Source organism: Streptomyces sp. NPDC107500 (assembly GCF_055582785.1).
This window is the reverse complement of sequence record NZ_JBVJPF010000006.1, coordinates 382,045-397,699: the sequence shown is the minus strand read 5'-3', so window position 1 is coordinate 397,699 and position 15,655 is coordinate 382,045. Positions and strand designations below refer to the sequence as shown.

Annotated in this window: 17 protein-coding genes; 9 read left to right on the top strand and 8 right to left on the bottom strand. The window is 72.1% G+C overall.

Annotated features, from left to right (window positions below):
- Positions 1–145: 145 nt before the first annotated feature.
- On the bottom strand, positions 146–1,060 hold the full coding sequence (locus ACZ67M_RS25405) for a hypothetical protein (RefSeq protein WP_469852857.1): 915 nt from the start codon (positions 1,058–1,060) through the stop codon (positions 146–148).
- Positions 1,061–1,201: 141 nt separating this feature from the next.
- A complete protein-coding gene (locus ACZ67M_RS25400) occupies positions 1,202–1,498 on the bottom strand; it encodes a hypothetical protein (RefSeq protein ID WP_361355849.1) in 297 nt (98 codons plus the stop codon).
- 131 nt (positions 1,499–1,629) lie between these two features.
- On the opposite strand from ACZ67M_RS25400, the gene ACZ67M_RS25395 reads away from it, so the two are divergent.
- Entirely contained in the window at positions 1,630–2,490 is an 861-nt protein-coding gene (locus tag ACZ67M_RS25395) for an oxygenase MpaB family protein (protein WP_469852855.1), read from the top strand.
- A 72-nt stretch (positions 2,491–2,562) separates the two neighbouring features.
- Here ACZ67M_RS25395 and ACZ67M_RS25390 read toward each other — a convergent pair whose 3' ends face one another.
- The gene (locus tag ACZ67M_RS25390; RefSeq protein WP_469852853.1) at positions 2,563–3,162 is read right to left on the bottom strand and encodes a class I SAM-dependent methyltransferase; all 600 of its coding nucleotides are present in this window, start codon (positions 3,160–3,162) and stop codon (positions 2,563–2,565) included.
- A gap of 152 nt (positions 3,163–3,314) precedes the next feature.
- Here ACZ67M_RS25390 and ACZ67M_RS25385 point away from each other — a divergent pair, with 152 nt between their 5' ends.
- The 5 genes from ACZ67M_RS25385 to ACZ67M_RS25365 all read left to right on the top strand — a co-directional run bounded on the left by ACZ67M_RS25385 (position 3,315) and on the right by ACZ67M_RS25365 (position 8,316).
- Positions 3,315–4,088 (top strand): MHYT domain-containing protein, encoded by a 774-nt coding sequence (locus ACZ67M_RS25385; protein ID WP_361355854.1) that lies wholly within the window; start codon positions 3,315–3,317, stop codon positions 4,086–4,088.
- A gap of 62 nt (positions 4,089–4,150) precedes the next feature.
- Positions 4,151–6,745, top strand: coding sequence for a sensor histidine kinase (locus ACZ67M_RS25380; RefSeq protein WP_469852851.1), 2,595 nt, complete (start codon positions 4,151–4,153; stop codon positions 6,743–6,745).
- Positions 6,742–7,179, top strand: a complete 438-nt coding sequence (locus ACZ67M_RS25375) for a roadblock/LC7 domain-containing protein (protein ID WP_161328264.1) — start codon at positions 6,742–6,744, stop codon at positions 7,177–7,179. Before ACZ67M_RS25380 ends, ACZ67M_RS25375 begins: the two co-directional genes overlap by 4 nt.
- 18 nt (positions 7,180–7,197) lie before the next feature.
- Positions 7,198–7,611, top strand: a complete 414-nt coding sequence (locus ACZ67M_RS25370; RefSeq protein ID WP_469852850.1) for a DUF742 domain-containing protein — start codon at positions 7,198–7,200, stop codon at positions 7,609–7,611.
- Positions 7,612–7,674: 63 nt separating this feature from the next.
- On the top strand, positions 7,675–8,316 hold the full coding sequence (locus tag ACZ67M_RS25365) for a GTP-binding protein (RefSeq protein WP_450729971.1): 642 nt from the start codon (positions 7,675–7,677) through the stop codon (positions 8,314–8,316).
- A 6-nt stretch (positions 8,317–8,322) separates the two neighbouring features.
- Here the strand turns inward: ACZ67M_RS25365 and ACZ67M_RS25360 are convergent, their stop codons facing one another.
- The gene (locus ACZ67M_RS25360; protein WP_122620845.1) at positions 8,323–8,751 is read right to left on the bottom strand and encodes a PPOX class F420-dependent oxidoreductase; all 429 of its coding nucleotides are present in this window, start codon (positions 8,749–8,751) and stop codon (positions 8,323–8,325) included.
- A 108-nt stretch (positions 8,752–8,859) separates the two neighbouring features.
- Here ACZ67M_RS25360 and ACZ67M_RS25355 point away from each other — a divergent pair, with 108 nt between their 5' ends.
- Both ACZ67M_RS25355 and ACZ67M_RS25350 read left to right on the top strand, forming a co-directional pair.
- Positions 8,860–9,273 (top strand): roadblock/LC7 domain-containing protein, encoded by a 414-nt coding sequence (locus ACZ67M_RS25355; RefSeq protein ID WP_123622003.1) that lies wholly within the window; start codon positions 8,860–8,862, stop codon positions 9,271–9,273.
- A 139-nt stretch (positions 9,274–9,412) separates the two neighbouring features.
- Positions 9,413–10,336 carry a DUF6397 family protein gene (locus ACZ67M_RS25350; protein ID WP_469852848.1) on the top strand — a complete coding sequence of 308 codons (924 nt, stop codon included), beginning with the start codon at positions 9,413–9,415 and terminating at the stop codon, positions 10,334–10,336.
- 21 nt (positions 10,337–10,357) lie between these two features.
- Here the strand turns inward: ACZ67M_RS25350 and ACZ67M_RS25345 are convergent, their stop codons facing one another.
- Both ACZ67M_RS25345 and ACZ67M_RS25340 read right to left on the bottom strand, forming a co-directional pair.
- On the bottom strand, positions 10,358–11,224 hold the full coding sequence (locus ACZ67M_RS25345) for an acyl-CoA thioesterase (RefSeq protein ID WP_122620842.1): 867 nt from the start codon (positions 11,222–11,224) through the stop codon (positions 10,358–10,360).
- A 19-nt stretch (positions 11,225–11,243) separates the two neighbouring features.
- Complete coding sequence (locus tag ACZ67M_RS25340; protein WP_392015427.1) at positions 11,244–13,757, bottom strand: DEAD/DEAH box helicase; 2,514 nt, start codon at positions 13,755–13,757, stop codon at positions 11,244–11,246.
- A gap of 145 nt (positions 13,758–13,902) precedes the next feature.
- On the opposite strand from ACZ67M_RS25340, the gene ACZ67M_RS25335 reads away from it, so the two are divergent.
- Positions 13,903–14,697 (top strand): metal-dependent hydrolase, encoded by a 795-nt coding sequence (locus ACZ67M_RS25335; RefSeq protein WP_161328257.1) that lies wholly within the window; start codon positions 13,903–13,905, stop codon positions 14,695–14,697.
- 20 nt (positions 14,698–14,717) lie between these two features.
- Here ACZ67M_RS25335 and ACZ67M_RS25330 read toward each other — a convergent pair whose 3' ends face one another.
- Together ACZ67M_RS25330 and ACZ67M_RS25325 are read right to left on the bottom strand one after the other, a co-directional pair.
- Positions 14,718–14,999 carry a type B 50S ribosomal protein L31 gene (locus tag ACZ67M_RS25330; protein ID WP_122620840.1) on the bottom strand — a complete coding sequence of 94 codons (282 nt, stop codon included), beginning with the start codon at positions 14,997–14,999 and terminating at the stop codon, positions 14,718–14,720.
- Between the two features lie 63 nt (positions 15,000–15,062).
- Complete coding sequence (locus tag ACZ67M_RS25325; protein WP_361355867.1) at positions 15,063–15,533, bottom strand: DUF5709 domain-containing protein; 471 nt, start codon at positions 15,531–15,533, stop codon at positions 15,063–15,065.
- Positions 15,534–15,655: the final 122 nt, after the last annotated feature.

Sequence of the window (15,655 nt, the reverse complement as noted above, 5' to 3'; positions counted from 1 at the left end):
CAGGGCCTCCGGACGCGACAAGGGGAGTGAGGTCGAGGGCTGCCCCATGGTGCGGGCCCGCCACGACCCCTTCCATGGGCTGGAGCCACATGGAGAGGAGGCCGGTCATGGAGGTTGAAGACAGTCGGGACCTCTGCGCCCCTGGTCAGCTCGGACGTACGGCCATCTTGTCGAGGGCCTCCAGGAGGCCGGGCAGCGACGGCCCCCGGCCCACCGGCAGGACCTCGCCAGGTTCCTCGTCGAGCAGGATGAAGGCGATGTCGTCGGTCCGGGCGACGAGCGACCAGCCGGGGCCGTCGGCCCGCAGCGTCCGCGCGTCGCCCGGCGCGAACGACGACCGCACCCGGCCGAGCGGCGGGGGAGTGTCCACATAGGTGCGGGCCTCCGCGAGTACCCGCCGGACCCCGCCGTGCCCGGAGGACGCCGCGTCGTCCTCGCCGCCCGCGAAGCCGGTCGAGCCCGGCGCTTCTCCGCGCGTGCCCGCCCCGGTGCTCGGGTCGGCCTCCAGGTCGCCGGAATGCGCGTCGGACGAGGCGCCGGTACCACCCGCCGCCGGGAACTCCGCGTCGTCGATCTGCTCCCGCCACTGCGCCCACTGGAGGGCGATCTCGTCGGCTCCCAGACGCCGCTGGGCGGGCCCCCACACCGTGGTGTCCGGCGGACACAGCGCGGGCTGGTCGGCGGACTCGGGCCCGGGGTCGTGCGGCGCGGGTACACCCGGTGCCGCCACGGCGACCGCCAGGGGCCAGCCGGGCAGCGCCGCGACGACCGTGCGCTCGTCCGGCGACAGGTCGTACTCCATGCCGCAGTCCCAGGAGGCCACGGCCACGGCCACCAGCGACACGTCGTCGACGACGACGGTCCACCGGGCCCCGTCACCGTCCTGGCCGAGCACCAGTCCGTAGCCGTCGGCCAGTGGTGGGAGACCGAGCGCGGCGCACGCCTCCGGATAGTCGTCGCCCAGCACACTCGGAAACTTCGCCGGCGTCAGCAGCACCGCCGTGAGCACATAGAGCGCGTCGTCCGCGGCGGCGACGGCGTCCTCATCCGTCCCGGCCATCCCAGCCTCCCCATCGGTTCGTCCAATGGCGCGCACCCTAGTGCGCCCGGGAATGCCTTGTCACGACACCCAGACGCACGCGAGCTGCAGTTTTCCGGCTGGACGGGGGCGAATCGACCACGCGCCGGGGGGATCCGACGGTCAGGTCGCGGGCAGCCCCAGGAGCGCGCGGGCGACGTCCCGCGGCGACTGGTCGCGCTCCCGCGCGAGCGCGACCACGGCTCGGCACGCCAGCTCGTTCACCCCGAACGACAGGGCCTCCGGCGACACCCACCCCGCCGCCTCGTCGATCCGGTCCTGATCGTCGTCCGCACACGCGGAGACGTACGCGGCCGCGGCCTCGAACAGATTGTGCGACCTCGGTTCCCCTCCCGTCTTGCCCTCCGTGCGCCGGGCGGCGCGAGATCTGTCCCAAGCCTCGAGGATCCTGCTGAACAAGCGGACCACCTCCCCTGCCGGTCACCATCGCCGATCGTGCATCTCCTGCTACTCAACGTAGAGTTGAAGCCTCGGCGGCAGAAGGGTATGGCCAAGGTGAAGCGCTTCAACGGCTGGCGGAGATCCGGCGGATGGACCCCCACGAGGACGCCGCAGAGATCTACCGGCTCTCCTCGGCCTACGAGTTCCCCTGGGACTTCGGCCGCGCCCTGGAGCTGGCCCTGTTCCGCACCTACGCCGTGCCGAGCATCGGCCGGCTGCTGGCCGAGACGGCGGAGTTCACCGACCGGACGCAGAAGCGGTACGACGACACGGCACTGCTGCTCGACGCCGTCGTCGAGCACGGTTTCGGCAGCGAGCAGGGCCGCACCGCCATCCGGCGCATCAACCGGATGCACCGCAGCTACGACATCGCCAACGACGACATGCGGTATGTCCTGTGCACGTTCGTCGTGACCCCGAAACGCTGGATCGACGCCTACGCATGGCGCAGGATGTCGCGGCACGAGACCGTGGCCTCCGCCGTCCACTACCGCATGCTGGGACGGCACATGGGGATCCAGGACATCCCCGGGTCCTACGAGGAGTTCGAAGACTGCCTCGACGCCTACGAGGCAGCCCACTTCGTCTGGGACGAGAGCGCCCGCAGGGTCTCCGACGCCACCCTCGACCTCATGGCCTCCTGGTACCCGCGCCCCCTCGCGCCCCTCCTGCGCGCCGGGACACGCTCCCTGCTCGACGAGCCCCTGCTGCGCGCCCTCCGGTACACCCCGCCGAGCCCCACCACGCGTGCGATCATGCGCCGCGCGGTGCGGCTGCGCGGGCGCGCCGTCCGGCTGATGCCCCCGAGGAGCGCCCCGCACCACGCCCGCCAGAACCGGGAGATCAAGGGCTACCCGAAGGGGTACCGGCTGACCGACCTGGGCACCCACCCGGTCCCCGGCGTGCGGGGCTGCCCGGTCCGCCACATCGACACGTCGTCAGCCGAGTGAGCCGATCGTCTCGCACGGCGAGCCGAGGCCGGTTCGGGAGGCTCCGGAAGCCGCGGGCGTCCGCGGCGTCCGTCAGCTCTCGCGCACGGCCAGGGCCAGGAAGCGGTCGTCCTCGTCGACGTACGACGTCATGCGCCACCCCGAACCGGCCAACAGAGGTTGCAGGTTGGCCTGCGCGCGCAGGTCGTCCGGTGTGATCCGCCGCCCCTGCCGTGCCGCGAGCGCCGCCCGGCCGATCGGATGGAACAGGGCCAGCACACCGCCGGGACGCACGACGCGCGCCAGTTCCCGCAGGTTCCCGCCGGGCTCGGGGAGGTGCGCGATGAGGCCCGCCGCGAACACGGCGTCGAGCGACCGCGCGCGCAACGGCAGCGCGGCCACATCGGCGAGCAGCAACCGCCCGTCCCGGTCCCTCCCGGCCCGTACGGCGGTCTGGAGCATGGCCGGTGTCAGATCGGCCCCGAGGACCAGCCCCGACGGCCCCACGGCCGCCCGCAGCGGCGGCAGGGCACGTCCGGTGCCGCAGCCCGCGTCGAGCACCCGGTCGCCCTCCCGCAAGCCCAGTTCGGCCACCGCGGCCGAGTAGGCGGGCCCGTCGTCGGGGAAGCGGCTGTCCCAGCCGGCTGCGCGGGCGCCGAAGAACTCCTGGACGTGCGTGTGGTCGTCGCTCATGGTCCGCATGATTCCCCAAACGGGCGGGTGATGCCGAGGCGCACACGTTCGAGCGTGACGCGATCGTTCCAGCGCTTCTCTGTGTCAGATAGCAACACCTTTCGAAATGCGCCCCCGTTGTGCGCCCTGCCCGGTACTAGCGTCCCGGGGTCATGGGACACCTGGACCACGCCGCCCTCGGCTGGCTGACCCCGGTGCTGTCGTACGCGATGGCCTGCACCGGCGCGGCCCTCGGACTGCGCTGCACCGTGCGCGCCCTCGCCGCCACCGGGCGCTCGCGCCGCAACTGGCTGCTGACCGCGGCCTCGGCCATCGGCACGGGCATCTGGACGATGCACTTCGTCGCCATGCTCGGCTTCCGGGTCAGCGGCACCGACATCCGCTACGACGTGCCGCTCACCCTCGCCAGCCTGCTCGTCGCGATGCTCGTCGTATGCGCCGGAGTCTTCGCGGTCGGTTACGGCCGCGACCGCGCGCGGGCACTCCTGCTCGGCGGACTCACCACGGGGATCGGCGTCGCGAGCATGCACTATCTGGGCATGGCGGCCGTGCGCCTGCACGGCGCCGTGAGCTACGACCCGGTACGCGTCGCACTCTCCGTCCTCATCGCCGTCGCCGCGGCCACCGCGGCACTCTGGGCCGCGCTCAACATCAGGTCGCCCCTCGCGGTCACCGTCGCCTCACTGATCATGGGAGCGGCGGTGAGCAGCATGCACTACACCGGCATGTTCGCGGTGAGCGTGCGGGTCACCCCCTCGGGCGAGACGCTCCCCGGGGCCACGGCGATGCAGTTCATCTTCCCCCTCGCCGTCGGCCTCGGGTCCTACCTCTTTCTGACCTCGGCCTTCGTCGCGCTGTCACCGACGGCGGGGGAACGCGACGCGTCCGCCGCGGCCCGCCGCCCCGTCGGCAGCACCGCCCGGTGACGGCGGACCCGCGCCCGCGGCCCGGCGACCACGCCCCGACCCCCGTCCCGAGCGAGGAGGCCATGCGTACACCTCGTACGAACCCCGCGAACGGCGCCGACACGCCGTCCCGGCGACCCGCGCGCGGACGTCGCGCGCACGCCGGACCACCTGCCGACGAGGGCCAGGCGGAGCCCACGGTCGAGGCGCCCGAATCGGCCACCACGCGCGCGTGGCGCGGGCGCGTCCAGCCCCGCACCGTGCGCGCCAGGATCGTCTGCCTGCTGATGGTGCCCGTCGTCTCCCTGCTGGCCCTGTGGGCGTACGCCACCGTCACCACGGCCCAGGACATCTCCCGGCTGCGGCAGGTGCAGCGCGTGGACGCCGACGTCCGGGCCCCCGTCGGCGCGGCCGTGGCCGCCCTGCAGGCCGAGCGCCTCGCGGCCGTGCGCCACGCCACCGACCCGTCGGCGGTGCCGGACGGCGACTACCGGGAACTGTCGGAGCGCACCGACCGCGCCGTGGCGAAGCTGCGGCTCGGCGACCGCCACACGGTCGCCGACGGCGAGGAACTGCCCGCCGGAGTGGCACGGCGGCTCGACGCGTTCGTGACCGGCGCCGAACGGCTGGGACCGCTGCGCACCGCCGTCCTGGACCGCCGCACCGACTGGGAGAACACCTACCGCCGGTACACGACGGCCATCTCGGCCGCCTTCCGGGTGGGCGGCGCGCTGAGCGGAATCCAGGACGCGGATCTGGGCTCCGACGCGCGCGTGCTGGTCGAGTTCGCCCGCGCGGGCGAGGCGCTTGCCCAGGAGAACGCCCTGCTCGCCGCCGCGCGCCTCGCCGGCCGCCTCGACGGCGAGCGGCTGCGGCTGTTCACCGGCGCCGTCGACACGCGACGGAGCCTCACCGAGTCCGCCGCCACCGACCTGCGCGGCTCCGAACGCGCGGCCTGGCAGGAACTCGCCCGAGACGCCGCCCATACGACCGTGGGGAAGGCCGAGGACGCCTTGCTGGACCCCTCGGCACAGGGCCGCCCGGTCGAGGCGGCGGCACCCCTCGCCGCCTGGGACGGGGCCCACGCGCGCGTACGGGACGGCATGCGGACGATCGAGCGGGACGCCGCGCGTGGAGTCGCCGACCGGGCCGACCCGTTCACCCGCGGTGCGCTCACCCCGGCCGGGGCCGCGGTCCTCCTCGGACTTCTCGCCGTCGTCGCCTCGCTGGTCATCTCCGTCCGCATCGGCCGTGGCCTGGTGGTCGAGCTGGTGAGCCTGCGCAACAGCGCCCTGGAGATCGCCCGGCACAAGCTCCCGGAAGCCATGCGCCGACTGCGTGCGGGGGAGGAGATCGACATCCGGTCCGAGGCGCCACCCGAACCTGCTGCCGTAGACGAGGCCGGCCAGGTCGCCGAAGCCCTGGGCACCGTGCACCGGGCGGCGCTGCGGGCCGCGGTGGAACGCGCCGAACTCGCCAGTGGCATCTCCGGTGTCTTCGTCAATCTCGCCCGCCGCAGCCAGGTCCTCGTCCACCGCCAACTGAGCCTCCTGGACAGCATGGAACGCCGCTCCGACGACCCGAACGAGCTGAGCGACCTCTTCCGCCTCGACCACCTCACCACCCGCATGCGGCGCCACGCCGAGAGCCTGATCATCCTCTCCGGCGCGGCGCCCGGACGTGCCTGGCGCATGCCGGTCTCACTCACCGACGTGGTCCGTGCGGCCGTCTCCGAGGTGGAGGACTACGCGCGCGTGGAGGTACGACAGCTCCCCGAGGCATCCGTCGTCGGCGCGGCCGTCGCCGACCTCACGCACCTCTTGGCCGAGATCATCGAGAACGCCGCGCAGTTCTCCCCACCCCACACGCGCGTGCGTGTCACCGGAGAGCCCGTCGGCAACGGCTACGCGATCGAGGTCGAGGACCGCGGCCTCGGCATGGGCAAGGACAGTCTCGCCGAGGCCAACCACCGCATCACGCGCTCCGAGGCACTCGACCTGTTCGACAGCGACCGGCTCGGCCTGTTCGTCGTGAGCCGTCTCGCCGCCCGGCAGGACATCAAGGTCCACCTCAAGACCTCTCCCTACGGCGGTACCACCGCCGTCGTCCTGTTGCCCACCGCGCTCCTGCACAGCGGAACCGCGGAACGCTCCCCAGGGGCGGCACACGAGGAGGCCCCACCAGCGGAGCGCCTGTACGCGCGCGTGCCGCACGCCGCCGCACACCGGGAGACCGTGCCCGCACCGTCCGGCCGACCGGCACTGGCGTCCGCCGCACCAGTGACTGTGGAGACGACGGCGCCGAACCGGCCCCCAGGAGCCCCCGCCTTGCGACTGCACCGATCCCCCGACGTCCCGGACGACTCCGCCGACTCCACTGGCGGCGACGGAGACGGCGTTGGAGCCGGAGACGGCACACCGGACCCGGCCGAGGAGTCCGACAACCTGCCCCGGCGGGTACGCCAGGCCAGCCTCGCACCCCAACTGCGGGACGGGCGCCCTGCGGAACCCGCGAGGCCGCCCCAGGCGCGCGGCGAGGAAGAGCGCACGCCCGAAGCGGTGCGGGACCGCATGACCGCCTACCGCGACGGCTGGACGCGCGGCGGTGGACGCCGGCCCGGCCACGCGGAGCAGCCGGCCCCGCAGGCCGGCCACAGCAGCGAAGGAGACCTCGCATGATCCACGACCCCGGCACGGGGACCGCCCGGCGGACCCGCGAACTCGACTGGCTGCTGGACGACCTCGTCGGCTGCGTACACGAAGTCCGGCACGCCGTCGTGCTGTCGAACGACGGGCTCGCCGTGGGCGCGTCGGCCGGCCTCGGACGGGAGGACGCCGAACACCTGGCCGCGGTCGCCTCCGGTTTCCACAGCCTGGCCAAGGGCGCGGGCCGGCACTTCGGCGCCGGGGGCGTGCGCCAGACGATGGTCGAGATGGACGACGGCTTCCTGTTCGTCGCCGCCGCGGGCGACGGCTCCTGCCTGGCCGTCCTCACCGCCGTGAGCGCCGACATCGGCCTCGTGGCCTACGAGATGGCCCGCCTGGTCAGACGCGTGGGCGAGCACCTCCACACCGCGCCGCGCGCCGCCGCACGGCCACCCTTCGGCGGATGACCCGGAAGGGCCGCACGGATGACCGACCAGAGCACGGACGGCGGCCGGGAACGGCCGGGCAGCCAGTGGTACGACAACGAGGCCGGGCCCCTGGTCCGCCCCTACGCGATGACCGGCGGGCGCACCCGGCCCAGGCCCACCGGCGTGCGGTTCGACCTCATCGCCCTCGTGACGCGGGTCCCGGGCGCGCCGGGCAGCGACGTCACCGTGCTCGGACCGGAACACCGGACCTTGATCGAGCTGTGCCGCACCGAGACCCAGTCGGTCGCCGAACTCGCGGCGGACGCCGATCTCCCGGTGGGCGTCGTCAGGGTGCTCCTCGGGGACCTGGTGGAACTGGGCTGCGTGACCGTCAGCCGTCCGGTTCCGCCGGCCCAGTTGCCCGACGAACGGATTCTGCGCGAAGTGATCGACGGACTGCGCGCACTGTAGAGAAGGCCGAAGACCATGACCGGCACGCACGCGTACGACCACCCGGACCGAGAGAAGTGATCAATGGTCTACGAACACGCCGAACACGCCGACCATGCCGGACACACCGGACACCCCGATGCCACGGACGGCGAGTCGGCCGCGCTGGCGCTGAAGATCCTCGTCGCCGGAGGGTTCGGCGTGGGCAAGACCACCCTGGTGGGCGCGGTCAGCGAGATCAGGCCGCTGCGTACGGAGGAACTCCTCAGCGAGGCCGGTCGGTTGGTGGACGACACCGGTGGCATCGACCGCAAGGTCACCACCACCGTCGCGATGGACTTCGGGCGGATCACCATCCGGTCCGGCCTCTCCCTCTACCTCTTCGGCACACCGGGGCAGGACCGCTTCTGGTTCCTCTGGGACGAGTTGTCGCAGGGCGCGCTCGGGGCCGTCGTCCTCGCCGACACCCGGCGGCTGGCGGACTGCTTCCCGGCGGTCGACTACTTCGAGCACCGGCACATCCCGTTCGTGGTGGCGGTCAACTGCTTCACCGGAGCACGCCGGCACGAGGCCCAGGACGTACTGCGCGCCCTGGACCTGGACTCCGGAACACCCGTGGTGCTGTGCGACGCGCGGGACCGCGACTCGGGCAAGGAGGTGCTCATCCGGCTCGTCGAGTACGCCGGGCGGATGCACACCGCCCGGCTGCTCGACTCCGTGCGCTGACGTGACTCAGTCCGCGACGGACTTCTGGGCGAGGACCTTGTCCACGGCGACACGGACGAGGAGTTCGCCCGGGACGCCGTTGCGCGCCCCGAACTCCTCGGCGCGTTCCTCACCCATGTACCGCGCTCCGATGCGGCCGGCCCAGTGCCGGAGTTCGTCGAGGTCCTCCGAGAGCCGGGCACGTCCCTGCAGCACCACGAAGTGGAACGGCGGCCGGTCGTCGTCCACGCACAGGGCGATCCTGCCGTCGCGGGCCAGATTGCGCCCCTTCACCGTGTCCTTGCCGGTGTTGAACACGATGTCGTCCCCGTCCAGCAGGAACCAGATCGGCGCCACGTGCGGACTGCCGTCCGCCCGGACGGTCGAGAGCTTTCCGGTGCGGGTGCCGTCCGAGACGAACGCCCGCCATTCCTCATCGGTCATCTTCTGTGCCATGCACCCCATCCTCCTTGCCCGGAGCACGGGCGTGGGGAAGGCTGGCGGACAGATCCCCCGGCCAGGGGGAGGCAAGGCATACGGGGACGACACGGGGAGTTCGGATCAATGGTGCAGAACCAGGGACTCGGCTGGCTGCTGGACGACCTGACCGCGCGCGTCGAGCACGTCCGGCACGCGCTGGTCCTGTCCAACGACGGCCTGGTGACCGGAGCCAGTACGGGACTGCGACGCGAGGACGCCGAACACCTCGCGGCCGTCTCGTCCGGGCTGCACAGCCTGGCCAAGGGCTCGGGGCGGCACTTCGGTGCCGGCCAGGTACGGCAGACGATGGTCGAGTTCGACGACGCCGTGCTGTTCGTGACGGCGGCCGGCTCGGGCAGCTGCCTGTGCGTGCTCAGCGGGGCCGAGGTCGACATCGGGCAGATCGCGTACGAGATGACGCTGCTCGTGAACCGGGTCGGCGAGCATCTCGACGTCGACGCACGGCAGCCGGGACGAATATCGCCCACAGAGCTCTGACCTGCACATTCAATGCCGTCGTGGCGTGGGCGGCGGAGTTTTCCACAGGCCTGACGCGGATGCCGTCTCAGCGGCTACGGTTTTTCGTGTCAGGCGGGCACGCACGGTGCCGGCCGAACACTCCACGGGGGAGACGAACATGTCCGGCAGCACCGTCACGCGCGAATTCCCAGCGGCCACCGAGCAGACCGGCAGTACCGGGGACGCCCCTCTCGCGCCGGGGCGCGCGGCACGAGTACTGGGCCTCAAACGCAGTGAGTTCGACCTCGCCGTCCACCTCGGCCGCATCCGCACCGTGCCCGACGACGCAGGGGGTGGCGGGCGCGTCACCCGCGACGAGATCCAGCGGATCCGGGCGGCGGACGGTTTCCCCGAGACACTGAGGGCGGGGGTCCGGACCGTGGGGACCACGGAGGGCGCGGCCCTCATGGACGTGACCAAGGTCCGGTTCACCCGCCTCGCACGGTTGGGGCTGGTGGTCCCCGTCAAGTTCTACGTCAACCGGTACCGAGCCGTCGTCTGGCTGTACCTCGCCGACGAACTGCGGCAGTTCGCCGCCGACGAGCGCAATGCCTCAGTGCTGAAGGGCCGCACGCCCGAGGGACTGCGGGGCCGGCTGGGGGAGGGGCTGGACCTGCGCCCCCGCAACTGGAGGGGGCGGCACCTGGGATTCCTGCTCCGCCAGGCCGACGACCCCTGGGCCCGCGCGGCGGCCGTGGCGTCGTTGCTCGACGCGGTCGAGGTCGCCGAGGCCGTCAGGGATCCCTACGAGCGTTCTTACCTGCGCCGGCTCCACCCCCTGCGGCCGGCGCACGGCTCGCCCGGTTCCCCCGCCGCACAGCTCGCCGAGGAGATCATGACGGCGGCGGACCCGGACGAGATCGACTGGTTGCGCGCGGACCTGGCGGACGCGGTGGCAGCCGCCCGCGAGCAGCGCCCCGCGCCCGGACCGTCCCTTCGCGCCGCTCCTGTCCCGCCGGGACCGGAGTCCACGCCGGACGACACCGAGGAGCCCAGGAGGCTGCGCGGTCTCCTGGGCAGGCTGTGGCGCAGAGACGCCTGACCCTGTGGCCCGCCCGATGACCTAAAGGGCCCGGAAGAGCCCCTCCTGGACGACGGACACCAGCATGCGTCCCTCGGTGTCGTAGATCCGCCCGCGCGCCAGGCCCCGTCCGCCGGTCGCGATCGGCGACTCCTGGTCGTACAGGAACCACTCGTCCGCGCGGAACGGCCGGTGGAACCACATGGCGTGGTCCAGCGACGCCATGTCGAAGCCCCTGGGACCCCACAGCGGTTCCACCGGGATGCGTACGGCGTCCAGCAGGGTCATGTCGCTGGCGTAGGTCAGTGCGCAGGTGTGCACGAGCGGGTCGTCGCCGAGCGGCCCGACCGCTCGCATCCACACCGCACTGCGCGGCTCGGCGCCCTTGACCTCCTCGGCGCTCCAGCGCAGCCGGTCGACGTAGCGGATGTCGAAGGGCTGACGGCGGGCCATCCGCTCCAACTGCTCGGGCAGCTCGCCCAGGTGCTCCCGCACCTCGTCGGCCACCGTCGGCAGAGACTCCGGGTGCGGGACCTCGCGGGCCGGCGGCAGCTGGTGCTCGAAGCTCCCCTGTTCAGGCTTGTGAAAGGAGGCGGTGAGCGTGAAGATCGTGCGGCCCTGCTGTACGGCGGTGACCCGCCGGGTCGTGAAGGACCGTCCGTCCCTGTCCCGTTCGACCTGGTACACGATCGGCACGCCCGGACGGCCGGGACGCAGGAAGTACGCGTGCAGCGAGTGCACCGGGCGGTCGCCGTCGGTGGTGCGGCCGGCGGCGACCAGCGCCTGGCCGGCGACCTGTCCGCCGAAGACCCGCTGCAGCGACTCCTCGGGGCTGCGGCCACGGAAGATGTTGACCTCGATCTGCTCCAGGTCGAGCAGGGCGACGAGGCTCTCGGCCGGGTTCGTCATGGGTGGGTTTCTCCTGTGCTCACAGCTGGCCGACATCGGTGACGCGGACGACAGCCCGGCCCTCCGCGTCGGAGGCCGTGAGGTCGACCTGAGCGCTGATGCCCCAGTCGTGGTCGTCATTCGGGTCGTCGAAGATCTGCCGCACGCGCCACAGACCGTTCTGCGGCTCCTCCTCGATCACCAGCAGCTTCGGGCCGCGGGCGTCGGGACCGGTGCCGAGGTCGTCGTACTCGTCCCAGTACTTGTCCATCGCCTCGCCCCACGCGTCCGCGTCCCAGCCCGCCTCCGCGTCCATCTCGCCCAGCTCTTCGACATGGTCGAGGGCGGCGAGTTCGACCCGGCGGAACATGGCGTTGCGGACCAGGACCCGGAAGGCCCGCGCGTTGGCGGTGACCGGCCGTACCTGGTCGGCCTTCTCCTGTGCCTCCTCGGCGGTCATCTCCTCCGGGTTGGCGAGTTGTTCCCACTCGTCCAGCAGGCTGGAGTCGACCTGGCGCACCATCTCGCCGAGCCACTCGATCAGGTCCTGAAGGTCCTCGGACTTCAGGTCGTCCGGAACGGTGTGGTCGAGGGCCTTGTAGGCGCTCGCCAGGTAGCGCAGCACGATGCCCTCGGTGCGGGCCAGTTCGTAGTGGGAGACCAGCTCCGTGAACGTCAGCGCCCGCTCGTACATGTCACGGATGACCGACTTGGGCGACAGCGGATGGTCACCGACCCAGGGGTGGCTCCTGCGGTACGTGTCGTAGGCGTGGAAGAGCAGCTCCTCCAGCGGCTTCGGGTACGTGATGTCCTGGAGGCGCTCCATGCGCTCCTCGTACTCGACACCGTCGGCCTTCATCGCGGCCACGGCCTCACCGCGCGCCTTGTTCTGCTGGGCGGCGAGGATCTGCCGCGGGTCGTCCAACGTGGACTCCACGACGGACACCATGTCCAGCGCGTACGACGGCGATTCCGGGTCCAGCAGCTCGAAGGCCGCCAGGGCGAACGTCGACAGCGGCTGGTTCAGGGCGAAGTCCTGCTGGAGGTCCACGGTGAGGCGCACGTCGCGCCCCTCGGCGTCCGGCCGGTCGAGCTTCTCGACGATGCCGCCGTCCAGCAGCGAGCGGTAGATGGCGATGGCCCGCCGGATGTGCCTCAGCTGCTGCTTGCGCGGCTCGTGGTTGTCCTCCAGCAGGTGCCGCATCGCGTGGAAGGCGTCGCCCGGACGGGCGATCACCGACAGCAGCATGGTGTGCGTGACCCGGAACCGGGACGTCAGCGGCTCCGGATCGGAGCCGATGAGCTTGTCGAACGTGCTCTCCGACCAGGCCACGAAGCCCTCGGGAGCCTTCTTGCGGACGACCTTCCGCCGCTTCTTCGGGTCCTCACCTGCCTTGGCGAGTGCCTTCTCGTTCTCGACGACGTGCTCCGGCGCCTGGGCGACGACGAAACCCTCGGTGTCGAACCCGGCACGGCCCGCCCGGCCCGCGATCTGGTGGAACTCCCGGGCCCGCAGCGTGCGCACCCGAGTGCCGTCGTACTTGGTCAGCGCCGTGAACAGCACCGTCCGGATGGGGACGTTGACGCCCACGCCCAGGGTGTCCGTCCCGCAGATCACCTTGAGCAGACCGGCCTGCGCGAGCTTCTCCACCAGCCGCCGGTACTTGGGCAGCATGCCGGCGTGGTGGACGCCGATGCCGTGCCGGACGTAGCGGGAGAGGTTGCGGCCGAACTTCGTGGTGAAGCGGAAGTTGCCGATCAGGTCGGCGATCCGTTCCTTCTCCTCACGCGTGCACATGTTGATGCTCATCAGCGCCTGCGCCCGCTCCACTGCCTGCGCCTGCGTGAAGTGCACGATGTAGACGGGTGCCTGCCGGGCGGCCAGCAGATCGGTGAGCGTCTCGGTCAGCGGCGTGTAGCGGTACTCGTAGGAGAGCGGCACCGGGCGGGTGGCCGAGCGGACCACCGCGGTGGGCCGGCCGGTGCGGCGGGCCAGGTCCTTCTCGAAGAAGGAGACGTCGCCGAGGGTCGCCGACATCAGGACGAACTGGGCCTGCGGCAGTTCCAGCAGCGGAATCTGCCAGGCCCAGCCGCGGTCCGGCTCCGCGTAGAAGTGGAACTCGTCCATGACGACCTGGCCGATGTCCGCGTGCTTCCCGTCGCGCAGCGCGATCGACGCCAGGACCTCGGCGGTGCAGCAGATGACGGGCGCGTCCGCGTTCACGGACGCGTCGCCGGTCAGCATGCCGACGTTCTCGGTGCCGAAGATCTTGCACAGCTCGAAGAACTTCTCCGACACCAGCGCCTTGATCGGAGCCGTGTAGAAGGTGACCTCGTCCCGCGCCAGGGCGGCGAAGTGGGCGCCCGCCGCGATCATGCTCTTGCCGGAGCCGGTGGGCGTCGACACGATCACGTTCGCCCCGGAGACCACCTCGATCAGCGCCTCCTCCTGATGGGGGTAGAGCGTGAGACCGCGCTCCTGGGCCCACGCCTCGAAGGCTTCGTACAGGGCATCGGGGTCGGCGGTCCGCGGCAGCTGATCGATGAGGGTCACGCCCCCATCTTGCCTGCCCCGCGTCGCGATGGGGGAATCGGCTGTCCGCATGAAGATCACGAACGCTACGCTGGGTCGCCGACGAGGCATCAGTGGACCCGGACAACTGCACAGCGGCACACGAGGAATGGGGCGGGCAACGGCGATGATGGGACCAGCACACTCACTCTCGGGCGCCGCGGCGTGGCTCGGCGTCGGGGCGGCGGCCGCCGCCGCGGGACACCCGATGCCGTGGCCGGTGCTGCTCGCGGGGGCCCTCATCTGTGCGGGCGCGGCGCTGGCCCCGGACCTCGACCACAAGGCGGCCACCATCTCCCGGGCTTTCGGACCGCTCTCCCGGGGGCTCTGCGAGATCGTGGACAAGCTGTCGTACGCCGTCTACAAAGCCACGAAGAAGCCGGCCGACCCGCGCCGCTCGGGCGGGCACCGCACCCTCACGCACACCTGGCTGTGGGCCGTCCTGATCGGCGCGGGCACGTCGGTGCTGGCCATCACGGGTGGCCGCTGGGCGCTCCTGGCGATCCTCTTCGTGCACATGGTGCTCGCCATCGAGGGCCTGCTGTGGCGGGCCACCCGGGGCTCCAGCAGCGACGTGCTGGTCTGGCTGCTGGCCGGGACGAGCGCGTGGATCATCGCCGGGATACTGGACAAGCCGGACGGCGGCGCGGACTGGCTGTTCACCGCGCCCGGCCAGGAGTACCTGTGGCTGGGGCTGCCGGTCGTCCTCGGCGCGCTGGTGCACGACATCGGGGACGCGCTGACCGTCTCGGGCTGCCCCATACTCTGGCCGATACCGGTGGGCCGGAAGCGCTGGTATCCGATCGGGCCGCCGAAGCCGATGCGGTTCCGGGCGGGAAGCTGGGTGGAGCTGAAGGTGCTCATGCCGGCGTTCATGCTGCTCGGCGGAGTGGGCTGCGCGTCGGCGCTCAACTTCATCTGAGGGAAGCGGGCACTGCCACCTCAGCCGGAGGCCCCGGCGCCCTGCCCCGCGTCGCCGCCCTCGCCGCCGTAACGCCGCTCGAAGCGGGCCACCCGCCCCTCCGAGTCCACGGTTCGCGCCTTGCCCGTGTAGAAGGGGTGGCTCTCCGAGGAGATCTCCACCTCCACCACCGGGTAGGTCTCCCCGTCGTCCCACGCGATGGTCTGGTCGCTGGTCGCGGTGGACCGGGTCAGGAAGGCGTAGCCGGCACTGCGGTCGCGGAAGACCACGGGCCGGTACTCGGGATGCTTGTCCTGCTGCATGGCTGCTCCTCGTGCCGCGCGGATCATGGAGCGGACGACGTGGATGCGCCGCCCCTGGGGGTGTCAGCCGGGCAGCGCGTCCTCGTCGACGACGTGCATCGCGGCCTCCTCGGCGGAGGCGGCCGCGCCGTCGATGCCCACGTCCAGGGCCACCAGGGCCGGCTCCTCGTCCTCGTGCGCCCCCTCGTCGGGTGCCACGAGCCGTCCGGAACGGTCGGCGCCCACCTCGCCGTCCAGCAGTTCTCCGTCGGTGCCGTCGGCGTCCCCCAGCCCGTCGCCCTCGGGGGCGGGCTGGTCGGGGCGCTCCTCGGCGAGCCGCTGGTCGAGGGTCTCGCCCTCGTGACGTTCGGCTGCCGTCACGCCGGTGTGTTCCACCGCCCAGGGGCGCTCCGGCGGGGACCAGCCGCGATCGAGGGGATCGCCCACGCCGTCGTTCTCGAGCGTGTCCTCGCTGTCGAGCAGCCCGGTGTCCTCCCGCTGCTCCGATCCGTCCGGTTGGTAGACGTCGTCTCCCCATCCGTCGGCGCTGTTCACGGGTACCTCCAGGGGGTGGGGACCGGCCCCTTCTCGCCACGCACCGCGGCGGACCGCCGCTGCACGGGGCACAGGCTTCGCCCGTCGCGGAACCGCACGGTTCCCGGGCTCACCTCGAGCCG